A 15,106-nucleotide genomic window follows, 5' to 3' on the forward strand; every position below is an offset into this window, starting at 1 on the left:
CGGCGACCCGGGTGACCAGGACGAAGGGGCCCGTGCGGGGAGCGGGCGGGGGCGGCCGTCGCAGCGCCGCCGGAGGACGGTGAGCGCCCCCGGAGGACTCCGTAGCGCCGCTAGATGACTAGGGACAGCAGCAGGACCAGGCCGCCCGCCACCACCGAGATGATCGTCTCCATCAGCGACCAGGTCTTGACGGTCTGCCCGACGCTCAGCCCGAAGTACTCCTTCACCAGCCAGAAACCGGCGTCGTTGACATGGCTGAAGAAGAGCGAGCCCGCGCCGATGGCCAGGACCAGCAGGGCCGTGTGCGTGGTCGACATGTCGGCCGCCAGCGGGGCGACCAGGCCGGCCGCCGAGACCGTGGCCACCGTCGCCGAGCCGGTCGCCAGCCGGATCGCCACCGCGATCAGCCAGGCCAGCAGCAGCGCCGGGATCGACCAGTCCTTGGAGACGTCAAGGATCATCTGGCCCACACCGGAGTCGATCAGCGTCTGCTTGAAGCCGCCGCCCGCGCCGACGATCAGCAGGATGCCGGCGATGGGCATCAGGCCCTTCTCGACGGTCTGCTGGAGCCGGTCCCGGGTGAACCCGGCGGCCCGGCCCAGCGTGAAGAAACCGACGATCACGGCGGCGAGCAGGGCGATCAGCGGGGAGCCGGCGACGTCGAAGACGCGCTGGGTCCGGTCCGCGGGATCGTCGACGACGATGTCCACCAGCGCCTTGGCCAGCATCAGCACCACCGGCAGCAGCATGGTGGCGAGCGTGGCACCGAAGCCCGGACGGCGTTCGAGCTGCTCGGAGGCGCGCTGCGGCAGCATCCGGTCGGGCGCCGGGACGTCCACCCAGCGGGCCGCGACCTTGGAGAACAGCGGGCCGGCGATGATCACCGTCGGGATGGCGACCAGGATGCCCAGCGCCAGGGTCACGCCCAGGTTGGCCTTGACCGCGTCGATGGCGACCAGCGGGCCGGGGTGCGGCGGGATCAGGCCGTGCATCACGGACAGACCGGCCAGCGCCGGGATGCCGATGCGCATCAGGGAGTAGTTGCCGCGCTTGGCGACCATCAGCACGACCGGGATCAGCAGCACGATGCCGACCTCGAAGAACAGCGGCAGGCCGATCACGGAGGCGATCAGCACCATCGCCCACGGCATGGCCCGCCCGCCGGCCTTGGCGAGGATCGTGTCGACGATCTGGTCGGCACCGCCGGAGTCGGCGAGCAGCTTGCCCAGGACCGCCCCGAGCGCGATCAGGACGCCGACGCCCGCCACCGTGCTGCCGAGCCCGGTGGTGAAGCTGGTGATGGCCTTGTCGAGCGGCGCCCCGGCGACCGCCCCGAGCGCCAGCGACCCGATGGTCAGCGCCAGGAAGGCATGGAGCTTGAACTTGGTGATGAGCAGGACGATGACGGCGATGCCCACCAGGACGGCGATGCCCAGCTGGGCGTGTCCGGCGGAGGTGATCGGCGGAGGGGCGTCCGCTGCCAGCATCTCGACGCTGAGTCTGGTCACGGGGGTTCCTTGCGGTTACGGGGGATTCTGTCGGGGAGCCGGCGTCGGCTGCCCGTGGTCGGGGAGCCGGGGGCCCGCCCGTGGTGCCGGGAGCTAGCGGGAGCTGCCCGTGGTGCGGGGAAGCGCCGCGAGGGCCTGTACGGCGCGCTCGGTGATCTCCTGCGGGCTGCCGCCGACGTCCACGCCGACTCCGGCCTCGTCCGGCTCCAGCGGCTGGAGCGTGGCGAACTGGGAGTCCAGCAGCGCGGTCGGCATGAAGTGCCCCTGCCGCTGCGTCATCCGCTCCTCGATCAGCTGCCGGTCGCCCGTGAGGTGCAGGAACACGATCCCGGGCGCCACGCCCCGGAGCCGGTCGCGGTACGACCGCTTCAGCGCCGAGCTGCTGACCACCCCGCCCAGTCCGGCCCGGCCGTGCGCCCAGTGCCCGATGGCGTCCAGCCACGGCCACCGGTCGGCGTCCTCGAGCGGGATCCCGGCCGACATCTTGTCGATGTTGGCCTGCGGGTGGAAGTCGTCGCCCTCGGCGTACGGGACGCCAAGCCGCGCGGCGAGCAGGGGACCGATCGTGGTCTTGCCCGTCCCCGCGACGCCCATCACGACGACGACCTGGGGGGTTCGCATGACTGCCTCGCTGTCTTCCTCGACATCCGACGCCACTGCGGCGTCGCCACACTGAAACCCATTAGGTAGGACGAATTCAAGAGACTGTGATGTATAAGTCTGACTTTTTATCTCTGTGATCCAGGTCGTACGCTGAGTGCATGAGCACACGGGGCCGGGGGCTGCACGGCCATGTACTGGACACCCTCGGTCCCGCGATCACGGCGGGCGAGTACCCGCCGGGCAGTGTGCTGCGCACCGACGAACTGGCCCAGCACTTCGAGGTCTCCCGCTCCGTGATGCGCGAGGCGGTCCGCGTGCTGGAGTCCATGCACCTGGTCGAGTCCCGCCGCCGGGTGGGCGTCACCGTCCGCCCCCGGGCCGAGTGGAACGTCTACGACCCGCAGGTCATCCGCTGGCGGCTGGCCGGCGCCGACCGCCCGCACCAGCTCCGCTCGCTCACCGTGCTGCGCTCCGCGGTCGAACCCGTCGCGGCGGGCCTGGCCGCGCAGCACGCCACGGCCGAGCAGTGCGCCGAACTCACCGAGTGCGCGCTCGGCATGGTGGCCAACTCCCGCGGCCACCGGCTGGACCGGTACCTCGTCCACGACGTCGCCTTCCACCGGGCCGTCCTCAACGCCTCCGGCAACGAGATGTTCGCCCGCCTCGGAGACGTCGTCGCCGAGGTGCTGACCGGCCGCACCCAGCACGAGGTCATGTTCGAGGACCCCGACCCGGCCGCCGTCACCCTGCACGTCCGGGTGGCCGAGGCCGTCCGCGCGCGCGACGCCGTCCGCGCCGAGGAACTGACCCGGCAGATCACCGTGGGCGCGCTCCAGGAACTCGACATCCTCGCACCCTGAGCCCGGCTAGCCGTCCAGGAAGTCGCCGTCGACGTACACCCACGCCCCGGCCACCCGCTCGAACCGGCTCCGCTCGTGCAGCGCACCGCCCCGGTAGGACGCGCGGAACGTCACCGTCCCCGTGCCGTGGAACGCCGACCCGTCCGTGGTGGCGAGGATCTCCAGCCCCGTCCACCGCGTCCGCGGGTCCGTGTCCAGCCGCTCCGGCCGGGTCCGCGGGTGCCAGGTGCGCAGCAGATACCCCGCGTCCCCCTTGACGAACGCGCTGTACCGGGACCGCATCAGCAGCTCCGCGGTGGGCGCGGCCGCCGCGCCCGTGTGGAAACGGCCGCAGCAGGCGTCGTAGGGCTCGGGGAGTCCGCAGGGGCAGGCGCGCGAGGTCATGACCCCATTCTGCCCGGGGCAGCCAAGGCGCCCGCCGCGGGCCGGGTGCACAGTGCGCCCGGGGCAGCGGAGGCGCCCGCCGACGGCCGGGTGCACAGTGGAAGGGCTGGACCCGCACCACCGGCACAGGGAGGAGAGGGCGAGGATGACCGGACCCGCGAGCAGCCGGCCTCCCGCCGTCAAGGAGTGGCGGCTGAACCTGTACCTGTCCGAGCACGATCCGGACACCACGGCCCGGATCATCCTGGACACCGGGGACAACGTCCTGGAGAGCCACGCGGAGGCCCGCCGCAACCCCTACGACCCGGCGATGCCGGAGATCGGCGACGAACTCGCCGCCGGGCGCGCGCTCATCGCCATGGGACGCCGGCTGCTGCGCGCCGCCGACGGCGACATGAAGGCCACCGGAGCGGCCGGCACGGACGGCCCGGCGCCGCTCTGGCTGCCCCGCGAGTGAAGGAGCCCGCCGTGCACTTCGGCGACCGCGCGGAAGCGGGCCGGCGGCTGGGCGCCCGCCTGGAGTTCCTCAGGGACCGGGACGTGGTGGTGCTCGGGCTGCCGCGCGGCGGAGTGCCGGTCGCCGCGGCGGTCGCCGAGGCACTCGACGCGCCCCTGGACGTCTGCCTGGTACGGAAACTGGGCGTGCCCTACCAGCCTGAGCTGGGCATGGGAGCGATCGGCGAGGACGGCGTACGCGTGATCAACCAGGAGGTGCTGCGCGCCACCGGCGTCTCGGCGGCCGGCCTCGCCGCGGTCGAGGAACGCGAACGCCGGCTCCTCGCCGAGCGCGGCGCCCGCTACCGCGGTGCGAGCCCGCCGGTCCCCGTCGCCGGCCGGACCGCCGTCGTGGTGGACGACGGCGTGGCCACCGGCTCCACCGCGCGGGCCGCCTGCCGCATCGCCCGGGCCCGGGGCGCGGCCCGCGTCGTGCTGGCCGTCCCGGTCGCCCCGCGCGACGTCGCCCGGCGGTTCGGCGACGACGCCGACGAACTGGTCTGCCTGCACACGCCCGGGGACTTCACCGCCGTCGGCCAGTTCTACGACGACTTCACCCAGACCGAGGACGAGGAGGTCACCGCCTGCCTGCGGCAGGCCGCGGGCCGCCGCCGACGCCGCCCGGGCGCCACCGGCACCGACCGGGAGGTGACGGTGCCGGCCGGTGCCGTACGGCTGGGCGGACGGCTCACCCTGCCGGACGGCGCGGGCGGTGTCGTGCTCTTCGCCCACGGCAGCGGCAGCAGCCGGCACAGTCCGCGCAACCGGTTCGTGGCCCAGGGACTGCACCGGGCCGGACTCGGCACGCTGCTGTTCGACCTGCTCACGGACGCGGAAGAGGCCGACCGGGACAACGTGTTCGACATCGGGCTGCTGGCCGGCCGGCTGCTGGACGCGACCCGCTGGCTGCGCGCCGAGCCCGGCACCGAAGGGCTCGCCCTCGGCTACTTCGGCGCCAGCACCGGCGCGGCCGCCGCCCTGTGGGCCGCCGCCGAGCCCGCCGCCCGGCCCGCCGCCGTCGTCTCCCGCGGCGGCCGCCCCGACCTCGCCGGGCCCCGGCTGCCCCAGGTGACGGCACCCACCCTGCTCGTCGTCGGCGGCGCCGACCCGCTGGTGCTCGACCTCAACCGGGACGCCCGGGCACGGCTGCGCTGCGAGAGCCGGCTGGAGGTCGTCCCGCACGCCACCCACCTCTTCGCGGAGCCCGGCGCGCTGGAGCAGGTGACCGCTCTGGCGTGCGCCTGGTTCACCGGCCACATGGCACCGGCGCACGTGTAGGCCGCGGTCATGCCCGGCGGGCCCGTCACCCTGTTCCTCGGCGGGGACGTCATGCTCGGCCGGGGCGTCGACCAGATCCTCCCGCACCCGGGCGACCCGGTGCTGCGGGAGGAGTACGTCCACGACGCCCGGGACTACGTCGCCCTCGCGGAGGCCGCGAACGGCCCGGTGCCCCGGCCCGCGGACCCCGCCTGGCCCTGGGGCGAGGCGCTGGCCGTGCTGGAACGGGCCGCGCCGGACGCCCGGATCGTCAACCTGGAGACCGCCGTCACCACGAGCGGCGCCTTCGCACCGGGCAAGGGTGTGCACTACCGCATGCACCCGGCCAACCTGCCCTGCCTCGCCGCCGCCCGCCCGGACGTCTGCGCCCTCGCCAACAACCACGTGCTGGACTTCGGTCCGGCCGGCCTCGCCGAGACGCTGGACCGCCTCGCCGCGGCCGGGCTGCGCACCGCCGGGGCGGGCCGGGACGCGGACGCCGCGTGGCGGCCCGCGGCCGTCCCGCTGCGCACCGGCGGACGCGTCCTGGTCTTCTCCTTCGGCATGCCCTCCAGCGGCATCCCGCGCGGCTGGGCCGCCACCGCCGACCGGCCCGGCGTCGCCTTCGCCGCCGCGCCGACCCCGGCCGCCGCGGCCGACTTCGCCGCCCGGCTGCGGCGCACCGGACGGCCCGGCGACCTCGTCGTCGCCTCCGTCCACTGGGGCCCCAACTGGGGCTACGCCGTCCCGCGCGACGAGATCCGCTTCGCCCACGCGCTCGTCGACGCGGGCACCGACGTCGTCCACGGCCACTCCTCGCACCACCCGCGCCCGCCCGAGATCTACCGCGACCGGCTCGTCCTGTACGGCTGCGGCGACCTCGTCGACGACTACGAGGGCATCGGCGGCTACGAGCGCTACCGCGACGACCTGCGCCTGCTGTACCTGGCCTCGCTCGACCCCGGCACCGGCCGGCTGACCGCCGTGCGGATGGTCCCGCTGCGCTCCCGCCGCATGCGCCTGGAACACGCCACGCCCGCCGACACCGCCTGGCTGCGCACCACCCTGGACACCCACGCCCGCGCCCTCGGCACCCGGGTCGACCCCACCCCGGACCACACCCTCACAGCCCGCCCCGGGAACTGACTCACGGCCCGCCCCGGGAACTGACCCGGCACCCGCCCACCCGGAAACCGGCCGGCATCACCCGTCACACCCCGGGTGCGGCACTCCTCGACCAGCCCCGCGCCTCACCCTCGTCGATGAGGCGCCGCCCGGCCTTCCACAGGGAGGAGGACGCCTCCCCGATCACCGCCTTCCGGGCCCGGACATCGTCGGCGGTGACGCCCGGCGTGCGCCACGTACCGCCCCGGGCCATCCAGTTGAGGACAAGCGGCTGCAGCCGGTCCATGGCCTTGGCGAAGCGGGCCTCGGGAGTGCGGCGTTCCTCGAACTCGTCCCACAGCGCCCGCATGCGCTCTGCCTGGTCCGCCGGAAGCAGGCCGAAGAGTTCGTCGGCCGCGGCGACTTCCCGCTCCCGCTGACCGATCCCTGCCGCACCGTCGTAGAGAGGGGTGTCACCGGCGTAGATCTCCACGAGATCGTGCACCAGGACGAGCTGGATCGTGTGCCCCACGTCGATGGGCTCGTCGGAGTGCTCGGCGAGGACCGCGACCATCATCGCCAGATGCCACGAGTGCTCGGCGTCGTTCTCCCGGCGGTCCGCCGCGGCGAGGGGAGACTGACGCAGCACGGTCTTGAGCTGGTCCACCTCTACGAGGAACGTCAGCTGGGCGCGCAGTCTCTGGTCGAGATCGTCGGGAAAGGGCGTCTTCTCCGCGAGAAGGCTCCGCCGGTCATCGCTCATGCGCCCATGGTGACACGCAGGACCCCGCGCCCGCCCGGCCCCAAACAGAGCAACCCCAGTTGAACTGGCATTTCTGCTGGCGTCCGCCCGGCACTCCAGTGGCTCAGGATGCCTCGACTCCCGCTCCGTGTATGTGCCGCCGCGCAGCAGGATGGCGGCGTCCCTGCCATTCGCGTCACCGACCGGCAGGCCACGGCCCGCGGTTTCGAGAGAAGCGGTCTGAGCTCCCCCATGTGCGCTGCCCCGGCGCCGATCGAACAACCCCGGTTCCGGGCCGCCTACCCGGTTGGGGCAGAAGACCTGGGGTACGAAGACGCTGGAGCCTTCGCGAGGCGGAGCCCTAGGATCATGCCGTGCCTCAGACTTCGAAGGAAGACCACTACGCGGGTGCCGCTCTACGTCACCACAACGACGCGGTCTACCTGCACGACGACGGTCGGCTGCCCAACGCGGATCATCATTTCGGCTTCGCAGTGGAATGCGCTCTGAAGAGCATCATGCTGCGGTACACCCAGGTATCAGTAGCCCCGGTCAGGCCGGGTGGTCAGCCGACACAGAAGCCGTATATCCCGCAGCAGAGTGGCAAGCCGAGGTATATCGAGCACCTCCCGGAAGCGTGGTCCGACACGGGAGATGTCATATCCGACGCGACGCTCCTGCTCCGCGGCCGTACCGGAAGCGCCCTTTCCATGGTTCTGGCGGCCTCGGCGCCGTTCGCCACTTGGAGTGTGCATGACCGGTATAGTGATGGATCTTCCGTCACCGAGGCCGAGGTGCGAGCCCGTCGTGCCGCATCCGAACGAATTCTCGGCCTGCACGAGCAGGCGCTCATAGACGGAGTACTCACGTGACATTCCCACCTGATCCGGTCCGCTTCGACGAGGCGCGACCGCTCGCGCTCGCCGTGGCCGTCGATGTGGCCGCATCCGGTGTCGACGTGCTGCTTGTCCGGGACATCTTCGGTCGGCTCTCCCTGCTCCTGGACGACCGATCCAGCAAAGTCGACGCGGCGAAGGTCGAGGCTTGGCGGGAGCGGCTTACCAGCACGCTGGGCCGGTACGCGGCGGACCGGCCCCTGCTCCTCGCTTCCGGCCTCTTCCAGCCGGACGCATACTTCGCGTCACCCCGAGCGGCCGCCGAACTCGGTTACGTCGCCGGCCCCGGCCAGGGCCGTATCCACTGGCTTGACAACACTGTCGTCGGCGGAGACTGGGCCCGGGTGAGCACCCCGCAGGCAGAGTCGGAGGGAGTGCGCACCGCACGCACCGCACTGTACGGCTTCAAGGGCGGCGTCGGCCGCTCGACCGCAACCTTCATGCTGGCCAAGCACCTCGCCGGACAGGGCAACTGCGTCCTTGTCGTTGACCTCGACCTGGAGTCTCCCGGTGCGGGCCCGCTGCTCGTAGCCGAGGAGCAGATGCCCCAGTACGGCATTATCGACCAGCTGGTGGAATCGGCATTGGGCAACGAGGAAGGCCTCGATCTTGTTGCCCAGGCCACGCACTTTCAGCTCCAGAACAATGGCGAGCTCTGGGTTGCCCCTGCCCGGGGACGTGGGGTGCCCGGCACCGAGTACGCCTACGTCGACAAGCTGAACCGTGTCTACGCCGATGTGCCCGGGCATGGTCAGGGCAGCTTCGCGAACCGGCTTGAGTCAGCGGTCCGCGCGTGCGAGGAAGCGGTCGCCAGGGAGAGCCGCCGTCCCGACGTCGTGCTCCTTGACAGCCGGGCGGGCATTCACGATATCGCCGCAGTGGCGATCTCACGTCTTTGCGACCTTGCCCTGCTGTTCGGCAGCGACAACGGCCAGACCTGGGCGGGCTATCGCGATCTCTTCACGGCGTGGCTCTCCTCAGGCCAGGCGCCGGAGATCCGAGAAAAACTTCGGATGGTCGCCTCAATGGTCCCGGACGCCGATCGCTCCGCCTACCTGGAGACGTTCCGGGACCATGCCTGGGAATGCTTCTCCGTCCTCTATGACGACCTCGTCGATGACGATACGGGCTTCAACCCCAGCCCGGAGGACGAGTCGGCGCCGCATTCGCCTATTCCGATTCTGTTCGCCGTGGAACTCGTCGGTCTCGACGCTGTCTCCACGCCAGGCTGGGACGACCGCGCCTTCGTTCGTGCCGCGTACGATTCCTTCCTGAAAACCACCACCAACCTGATGATCGAAGGACAACGATGACCGCCCCGCTCGAAGCCGAGGACTATCGGAACCTGCTGGTCTCCGCGCTGCCTCCCGCACAGGACGCGGATACGGTCGAACCTACGCTTCTCAACCTCTTCACTCCTGACTCGCACCGCCTCGCGCTCAACGTAGACACCACCGTGGTGCGAGGCGGCCGTGGAGTGGGTAAGACCTTCTGGTGTCGTTCCCTGCTCGACGATCAACTGCGGGATGTCGCTGCGGAGGAGTACCGCATCGAGCGGCTCCGGAATCTGCGGGTTTCGCCGGGCTACAGTGCGAAGCTGGATCCCGATTTGTACCCGGGAGCAGGCGAGTTGGCCAGCCTGGTTGACAGTGGCGTGCGCGCCTATGACCTGTGGAACGCCGTGCTTCTTGTGGCACTCGGGCAGCCTGAGCTTCGTGGAAGCATGGAGTGGAAGGACCGCATCGCGTGGGTGCAGGCCAACCCGGGAGCGCGAGACCGGACCGTCGCCCGGGCTGATAAGGAAGCGCAGGCGGGCAAGATCACGCACCTGATCCTCTTCGATGCGTTGGAGCATCTCCACCGGGACCGTGTCCAGGCGGACCGGCTTGTCGCCGGCATCCTGCAGCTAGCTCTGGAGATGCGGCTGAGTACCAAGAATATCCGGTGCAAGATTTTTATTCGGCCCGACATGTTCGACGGGGCGCTTCTCCACTTCCCCGACGCGTCGAAACTGACGTCGAACGCCGCCAGCCTGCAATGGACGACCACCAATCTGTACGGTCTCTTCTTTCACTACCTTGGCAACCATGAAAGCGTCGAGTCCGCGAGATTTCGCTCGCAGACCGGCAGCTGGACCGAGCACGCCGGACGGCATCTGCTCCCCTCCACGCTGCTTGGTGACGAGCAGATTCAGGCCTCTGTCTTCAGCAACCTGGCTGGCCCGTACATGGGGGCCAACTACAGGAAGGGCATCACGTATACGTGGCTGCCCAACCACCTCATGGACGGCGTCGAGCAGGTGAGTCCCCGCAGCTTTCTCAATGCGCTGAGCATGGCCGTGGACGAGACGCGAGGGAAGTACGCGAGCCATCCGTACGCCATTTACCATGAGGGCATCCGAAAGGGCGTCCAGTCGGCCTCGCAGACTCGTGTCAATGAGATTCGCGAAGACATGCCGTGGGTGCGCACGGTCATCGAACCGCTGACGGGCCAGCAGGTGCCGATCGAGCAAGGGCTTGTGCTGGATCTCTGGCAAGAAGCGGATCTGACGTCCACCTTGGGCAAGGAGGCGGCCCGGACCATTGCGGGCGGGAGCAAGACAGCAGTCCGTACTGGGCCGCGATACTCGGATGATTACCTGCGCCTGATCGACGAACTGATCGCCCTTGGTGTGATGCGTCGCCGCAAGGACGGCCGGATCGACCTCCCGGACGTGTACCGAATCGCCTTCTCGATCGGCCGCAAGGGCGGGGTGCCGAAGGTCCAGTCATAGGCGACTGACCTTTGGGGCCCCGTAGTCCTAGGATTTCTGCCGGATCAACCGAGCCGTAAGCGCTGCTTCGTCGAACTGGCACATAGGGGTGACAAAACGAGGGATGGAACGGGGCCCGGTCCAGCCGGGTCGCGTTGTAGCCCACCCGAGTCAGGCCGGACGTACTCATGGGCGAGGACCCGGAGGTTGTCTCGCCCAGCGTGTGGTCACAGCGTCCGGCGCCCTCGGTGCGGTGGTGTCCAAGTCGGTTCCTTGTCACCCCGGCAGCCACGGCGTACCGCCCATGGCCTGGGTCTGGCCAGGACGTTTGCTCAGTTGCTCGCCACGCGGCCGGTCGCGCCACACTCCCACGAACAGAAAAACCCCAGCTCAGCTGGGGTTTTTCTCTGGTGTCCGAGGGGGGACTTGAACCCCCACGCCCGATAAAGGGCACTAGCACCTCAAGCTAGCGCGTCTGCCATTCCGCCACCCGGACAAGGTGTCTGTCGCTGCGGGACTTCCCCTTCGGCGGGGGTTTCCCTCGCGGCGACGAAGGAAACATTACCAGGCTTTCGAGGGTGGCCGATCACCCCCCGGGCCCCGTCGCCGGCCGCACGTGAACGGGGTGTCACAGGCCGGGCCCCGTCTTGGGCCCGGGGCGGGGGCGGGGAGAGGATGGGGGAACCACCAGCAGTGACAGCGGGAGGAAGCAGCGTGAGCGAGACGGACACGGCCAGGAACGTCACCGGCGAGGACGAGGTCGTGGACCTCTGCCGCGAGCTGATCCGGTTCGACACCAGCAACTACGGCGACCACTCCGGACCGGGCGAGCGCAAGGCCGCCGAATGGGTCGCCGAGAAGCTGGCCGAGGTCGGACTGGAGCCGAAGGTCTACGAGTCGCACCCCGGCCGCGCCTCCACGGTGGCCCGCATCGAGGGCGAGGACCCGTCCCGGCCCGCGCTGCTCATCCACGGCCACCTGGACGTCGTACCGGCCAACGCCGTCGACTGGACCCACGACCCGTTCTCCGGTGAGGTCGCCGACGGGTGCGTGTGGGGGCGCGGGGCCGTCGACATGAAGGACATGGACGCCATGACGCTCGCGGTCGTCCGGGACCGGCTGCGCAGCGGCCGCCGGCCGCCGCGGGACATCGTGGTCGCCTTCCTCGCCGACGAGGAGGCGGGCGGCACCTACGGCGCCCGCCACCTGGTCGACCACCACCCCGAGCTGTTCGAGGGCGTCACCGAGGCGATCAGCGAGGTCGGCGGCTTCTCCTTCACCGTGAACGACCAGCGGCGGCTCTATCTCATCCAGACGGCCGAGAAGGGCATGCACTGGATGAAGCTGACGGTGGCCGGCACCGCCGGGCACGGGTCGATGATCCACCGCGACAACGCCATCACCGAGCTGTCGGAGGCGGTCGCCCGGGTCGGCCGGCACAAGTTCCCGGTGCGTGTGACCAAGACCACCCGGGCCTTCCTCGACGAACTGGGCGACGCGCTCGGCACCGAGCTGGACCCGGAGGACATGGAGGCCACCATCGCCAAGCTGGGCGGCATCGCCAAGCTGATCGGCGCGACCCTCTCCAACACCGCCAACCCCACCCAGCTCAACGCCGGCTACAAGGTCAACGTCATCCCGGGCGAGGCCACCGCCCACATCGACGGACGCTTCCTGCCCGGCCACGAGGAGGAGTTCCTCGCCGACCTCGACCGGCTGCTCGGCCCGCACGTGCGCCGCGAGGACGTGCACACCGACAAGGCGCTGGAGACCGACTTCGACGGCGACCTGGTGGCGGCCATGCAGTCCGCGCTGCTCGCCGAGGACCCGACCGCCAAGGCGATCCCGTACATGCTCTCCGGCGGCACCGACGCCAAGTCCTTCGACGACCTCGGCATCCGCGGCTTCGGCTTCGCCCCGCTGAAGCTGCCGCCGGAGCTGGACTTCGCCGGCATGTTCCACGGCGTGGACGAGCGGGTGCCGGTCGACGGGCTCCAGTTCGGCGTGCGGGTACTCGACCGCTTCATCGACGCGTCCTGAGACCGCCCCCGGCCGTCGCGCCGGGGGATTCGGGCAGCCGTACGAGCCGCACTGAGAAGGGTGAATGCGACGATCAGTTCGTAGCTTCATTAGTTCCTCCTCGTTGCATCTGATGTGACCCCGCGCCTTGGGGTCGCACTGTCAACTAGGAGGAAGAATGATCAAGAAGGTCGTCGCTGCCGCGGTCGCCACCGGTGGTCTCGTTCTCGCGGGCGCGGGTCTCGCCGTCGCCGATTCCGGTGCCCAGGGTGCCGCCGTGGGTTCCCCGGGTGTCGTGTCCGGCAATGTCATCCAGGTGCCCGTGCACGTCCCGGTGAACGTGTGCGGCAACACGATCAACGTGATCGGGCTCCTGAACCCCGCCTTCGGCAACACCTGCGTCAACGACTGACACCGGCTCCCTGAGGGGCGTTTCTTTGACGAGCCGTCGGCCCCGGAGCGCGCGCCGCGCGCTCCGGGGCCGACCGGCTTTCCGAGAACGAGGCACTGGTCTTTCCGGGACGGAAAGCAAGGAAGGCAGGGGGGAATCCAGCATGCGACAGAGCACGCGCAAGGGCCTGATGACCATGGCCGCCGCGACCGGCGTGATCGCCGCCGCGAGCGGGTACGCACACGCCGACTCGGGTGCCGCGGGCGCCGCCGGCGGCTCACCGGGCGTACTGTCCGGCAACACGGTGCAGGTGCCGGTGCACGCGCCCGTGAACATCTGCGGCAACACCGTGAACGTCGTCGGGCTGCTCAACCCGGCGGTGGGCAACACATGCGTCCAGCACGGCGGCGCTCCGGCCGGCCCGCACGCCGGCTCCGGCGGCTCGCGCGCGGACGGCGGCACCGGCGGCTCGCCGGGCGTCGGCTCCGGCAACACGGTGCAGGTGCCGGTCGACATCCCGGTGAACGTGTGCGGCAACAGCGTCGACGTGATCGGCGCCGGGAACACCACGGCGGGCAACGACTGCGCCGACGACGGCGGACACGGCACCCCGGGCCAGCCCGGACACCCGGACCGCCCCGGCCGGCCGGGGCACCCCGGGAAGCCGGGCCACCCCGGACACCCGGACAAGCCCGGTACGCCCGCTCACCCGGGCAGGCCCGGCGGGTCGGGTACGGGCGCCCACCCGGGCACGCAGGGCGCCCACCCGGGCACCGGCGGCTCCACGGCCCACGGCGCCACGCAGGTCACGGCGCGGACGGCTCACCCCGCCTACCTCGAGGCCGGCGGCCGGCTCGCGCACACGGGCAGCGAGATCCCGCTCGGCATCGCGCTGCCGGCCGGCGCGGGCGCGGTGCTCGCGGGCGCGGTCCTCTACCGCAAGGCCCGGGCCGCGGTGTGACCGGAGGAATCCGGCCCGGAGCCGTGATCCGGGGCACTGGGCCGCGAGAACCGTGATCCGACAACCGTGACCGGACGACGGAGCGGGCCCTGCCATGCCGGCGGGGCCCGCTTTCCGTAGTGTCCGGTCACCTCCGCGGTGACGTTCCCGGAGTCACCAGGTGGCACGCACCTGGCGGATGATCCGCCGGCGCAACCGCACCTTGCGACTCCCGTCGCGCAACAGACTCAGTCGGTCCAACTCCCAGTGTCCGTACTCGGCATGATCCGTCAGCAGACGCGTCGCCTCCTTGCGGGACACCCCGCGCGGCACGTACACGTCGACAAATTCGTATTCCGGCATCGCATCTATTGTGCGGGGTGGTGCCCAGTACGGATAGCGTCTGCACTATGTCTGATGCTGCGCAGCCCACCGCTGCCGAGGTACGCGCCGCCGCCGAGGCGGTCAAGACCGCGCTCGACCGTCATCTCGCCGCGGTCGAACGCAGGTCGGGGGAGGACGATCCGGCCGTCTCGGAGGCGTTCAACCAGCTGGCCGCTGCCGCCGAGGCGTACGACGAACTGCTCTACGACCGTTACGACGAGGTCACGCCCTTCGAGATCCCCGGCGCCGAGGAGACGCTGCCGCCGTACGCCGGGCCCGGCGAACCGAACGCGATCAGCGTGCTGATCCGCCGCGACTACACCGTGGCGGAACCCCAGCGGCTGCTCGCCCAGGCCCAGCGGGTCGAGGCGGCGGAGTACGACGAGGGACCGGACGACGAGGCCGCCGGGTCCGTCCCCGGGGCGCTGGGCATCCTGTTCGGCGAGTTCGAACCCGACGAGATCGCCTCCCGGCACAAGGAGTTCGGTCTGGAGGAGGGCGACTCCACGCTCTGGGTCACGGCGGCGGAGGAACCACCCGAGGCCGGGGAGTGGCTGGCGGCGCCGTTCGACCACATCGACGCACAGGCGGTCGTGTGCCGGTTCGACGTGAGCGCGGTGTTCGACGACGAGGTCTCCCACGACGAGGACGACATCGACTTCGTCGACGAGGACGCCGACGAGGATGAGGACGGCGAGGAGCTGGAGCCGCTCGACACCGGCAAGTGAGCGGGCGGCGGTGCCGTAGGGCCTGGTACGGCCACGGCACCGC

At 70.9% G+C, this 15,106-nt stretch carries 16 protein-coding genes and 1 tRNA gene; 11 read left to right on the forward strand and 6 right to left on the reverse strand.

The window, feature by feature from the left end; all coding sequences use genetic code 11:
* Positions 1 to 110: 110 nt before the first annotated feature.
* Complete coding sequence (locus ACH4OA_RS15770; RefSeq protein WP_365878633.1) at positions 111 to 1,508, reverse strand: gluconate:H+ symporter; 1,398 nt, start codon at positions 1,506 to 1,508, stop codon at positions 111 to 113.
* 93 nt (positions 1,509 to 1,601) lie between these two features.
* Entirely contained in the window at positions 1,602 to 2,129 is a 528-nt protein-coding gene (locus ACH4OA_RS15775) for a gluconokinase (protein ID WP_365878635.1), read from the reverse strand.
* A gap of 140 nt (positions 2,130 to 2,269) precedes the next feature.
* Between ACH4OA_RS15775 and ACH4OA_RS15780 the strand changes: the two genes are divergently transcribed.
* Positions 2,270 to 2,971 carry a FadR/GntR family transcriptional regulator gene (locus tag ACH4OA_RS15780; RefSeq protein ID WP_365878637.1) on the forward strand — a complete coding sequence of 234 codons (702 nt, stop codon included), beginning with the start codon at positions 2,270 to 2,272 and terminating at the stop codon, positions 2,969 to 2,971.
* Positions 2,972 to 2,977: 6 nt separating this feature from the next.
* On the opposite strand, the gene ACH4OA_RS15785 is transcribed toward ACH4OA_RS15780, so the two are convergent.
* Positions 2,978 to 3,355: a YchJ family protein gene (locus tag ACH4OA_RS15785; protein ID WP_397969444.1), complete on the reverse strand. Its 378-nt coding sequence runs from the start codon at positions 3,353 to 3,355 to the stop codon at positions 2,978 to 2,980.
* Between the two features lie 145 nt (positions 3,356 to 3,500).
* Between ACH4OA_RS15785 and ACH4OA_RS15790 the strand changes: the two genes are divergently transcribed.
* Genes ACH4OA_RS15790 through ACH4OA_RS15800 form a run of 3 tightly spaced genes read left to right on the forward strand, consistent with a single transcriptional unit; the run spans position 3,501 to position 6,253 of the window.
* Positions 3,501 to 3,812 carry a dsRBD fold-containing protein gene (locus tag ACH4OA_RS15790; protein ID WP_365878641.1) on the forward strand — a complete coding sequence of 104 codons (312 nt, stop codon included), beginning with the start codon at positions 3,501 to 3,503 and terminating at the stop codon, positions 3,810 to 3,812.
* 11 nt (positions 3,813 to 3,823) lie between these two features.
* Positions 3,824 to 5,128 (forward strand): phosphoribosyltransferase family protein, encoded by a 1,305-nt coding sequence (locus ACH4OA_RS15795; RefSeq protein WP_397969446.1) that lies wholly within the window; start codon positions 3,824 to 3,826, stop codon positions 5,126 to 5,128.
* Between the two features lie 9 nt (positions 5,129 to 5,137).
* On the forward strand, positions 5,138 to 6,253 hold the full coding sequence (locus ACH4OA_RS15800; protein ID WP_397946604.1) for a CapA family protein: 1,116 nt from the start codon (positions 5,138 to 5,140) through the stop codon (positions 6,251 to 6,253).
* 64 nt (positions 6,254 to 6,317) lie between these two features.
* Here the strand turns inward: ACH4OA_RS15800 and ACH4OA_RS15805 are convergent, their stop codons facing one another.
* Positions 6,318 to 6,974, reverse strand: coding sequence for an HD family hydrolase (locus ACH4OA_RS15805; protein WP_397937059.1), 657 nt, complete (start codon positions 6,972 to 6,974; stop codon positions 6,318 to 6,320).
* Between the two features lie 353 nt (positions 6,975 to 7,327).
* Between ACH4OA_RS15805 and ACH4OA_RS15810 the strand changes: the two genes are divergently transcribed.
* The 3 genes from ACH4OA_RS15810 to ACH4OA_RS15820 are packed head-to-tail and all read left to right on the forward strand — an operon-like array spanning position 7,328 to position 10,622.
* Complete coding sequence (locus tag ACH4OA_RS15810) at positions 7,328 to 7,825, forward strand: hypothetical protein (RefSeq protein ID WP_397969448.1); 498 nt, start codon at positions 7,328 to 7,330, stop codon at positions 7,823 to 7,825.
* Positions 7,822 to 9,162 carry a KGGVGR-motif variant AAA ATPase gene (locus ACH4OA_RS15815; RefSeq protein WP_397969450.1) on the forward strand — a complete coding sequence of 447 codons (1,341 nt, stop codon included), beginning with the start codon at positions 7,822 to 7,824 and terminating at the stop codon, positions 9,160 to 9,162. The genes ACH4OA_RS15810 and ACH4OA_RS15815 overlap by 4 nt, the downstream gene beginning before the upstream one ends.
* A complete protein-coding gene (locus tag ACH4OA_RS15820) occupies positions 9,159 to 10,622 on the forward strand; it encodes a hypothetical protein (RefSeq protein WP_397969451.1) in 1,464 nt (487 codons plus the stop codon). The genes ACH4OA_RS15815 and ACH4OA_RS15820 overlap by 4 nt, the downstream gene beginning before the upstream one ends.
* A 387-nt stretch (positions 10,623 to 11,009) precedes the next feature.
* On the opposite strand, the gene ACH4OA_RS15825 is transcribed toward ACH4OA_RS15820, so the two are convergent.
* Positions 11,010 to 11,097: transfer RNA gene (locus ACH4OA_RS15825), tRNA-Leu, on the reverse strand.
* A gap of 218 nt (positions 11,098 to 11,315) precedes the next feature.
* On the opposite strand from ACH4OA_RS15825, the gene ACH4OA_RS15830 reads away from it, so the two are divergent.
* The 3 genes from ACH4OA_RS15830 (at position 11,316) to ACH4OA_RS15840 (ending at position 13,972) form a co-directional block, all read left to right on the forward strand.
* Entirely contained in the window at positions 11,316 to 12,641 is a 1,326-nt protein-coding gene (locus ACH4OA_RS15830; RefSeq protein ID WP_365941586.1) for a M20/M25/M40 family metallo-hydrolase, read from the forward strand.
* A 157-nt stretch (positions 12,642 to 12,798) separates the two neighbouring features.
* The gene (gene chpH, locus ACH4OA_RS15835; RefSeq protein WP_365941585.1) at positions 12,799 to 13,032 is read left to right on the forward strand and encodes a chaplin ChpH; all 234 of its coding nucleotides are present in this window, start codon (positions 12,799 to 12,801) and stop codon (positions 13,030 to 13,032) included.
* A gap of 142 nt (positions 13,033 to 13,174) precedes the next feature.
* The gene (locus ACH4OA_RS15840; protein WP_397969453.1) at positions 13,175 to 13,972 is read left to right on the forward strand and encodes a chaplin family protein; all 798 of its coding nucleotides are present in this window, start codon (positions 13,175 to 13,177) and stop codon (positions 13,970 to 13,972) included.
* Positions 13,973 to 14,125: 153 nt separating this feature from the next.
* Here the strand turns inward: ACH4OA_RS15840 and ACH4OA_RS15845 are convergent, their stop codons facing one another.
* Positions 14,126 to 14,314: a DUF5703 family protein gene (locus tag ACH4OA_RS15845; RefSeq protein WP_043407302.1), complete on the reverse strand. Its 189-nt coding sequence runs from the start codon at positions 14,312 to 14,314 to the stop codon at positions 14,126 to 14,128.
* Positions 14,315 to 14,361: 47 nt separating this feature from the next.
* Here ACH4OA_RS15845 and ACH4OA_RS15850 point away from each other — a divergent pair, with 47 nt between their 5' ends.
* The gene (locus tag ACH4OA_RS15850; RefSeq protein WP_397937055.1) at positions 14,362 to 15,063 is read left to right on the forward strand and encodes a hypothetical protein; all 702 of its coding nucleotides are present in this window, start codon (positions 14,362 to 14,364) and stop codon (positions 15,061 to 15,063) included.
* Positions 15,064 to 15,106 lie beyond the last annotated feature (43 nt).

This window comes from Streptomyces sp. NPDC017095 (assembly GCF_044332325.1).
Taxonomy (GTDB): Bacteria; Actinomycetota; Actinomycetes; order Streptomycetales; family Streptomycetaceae; genus Streptomyces.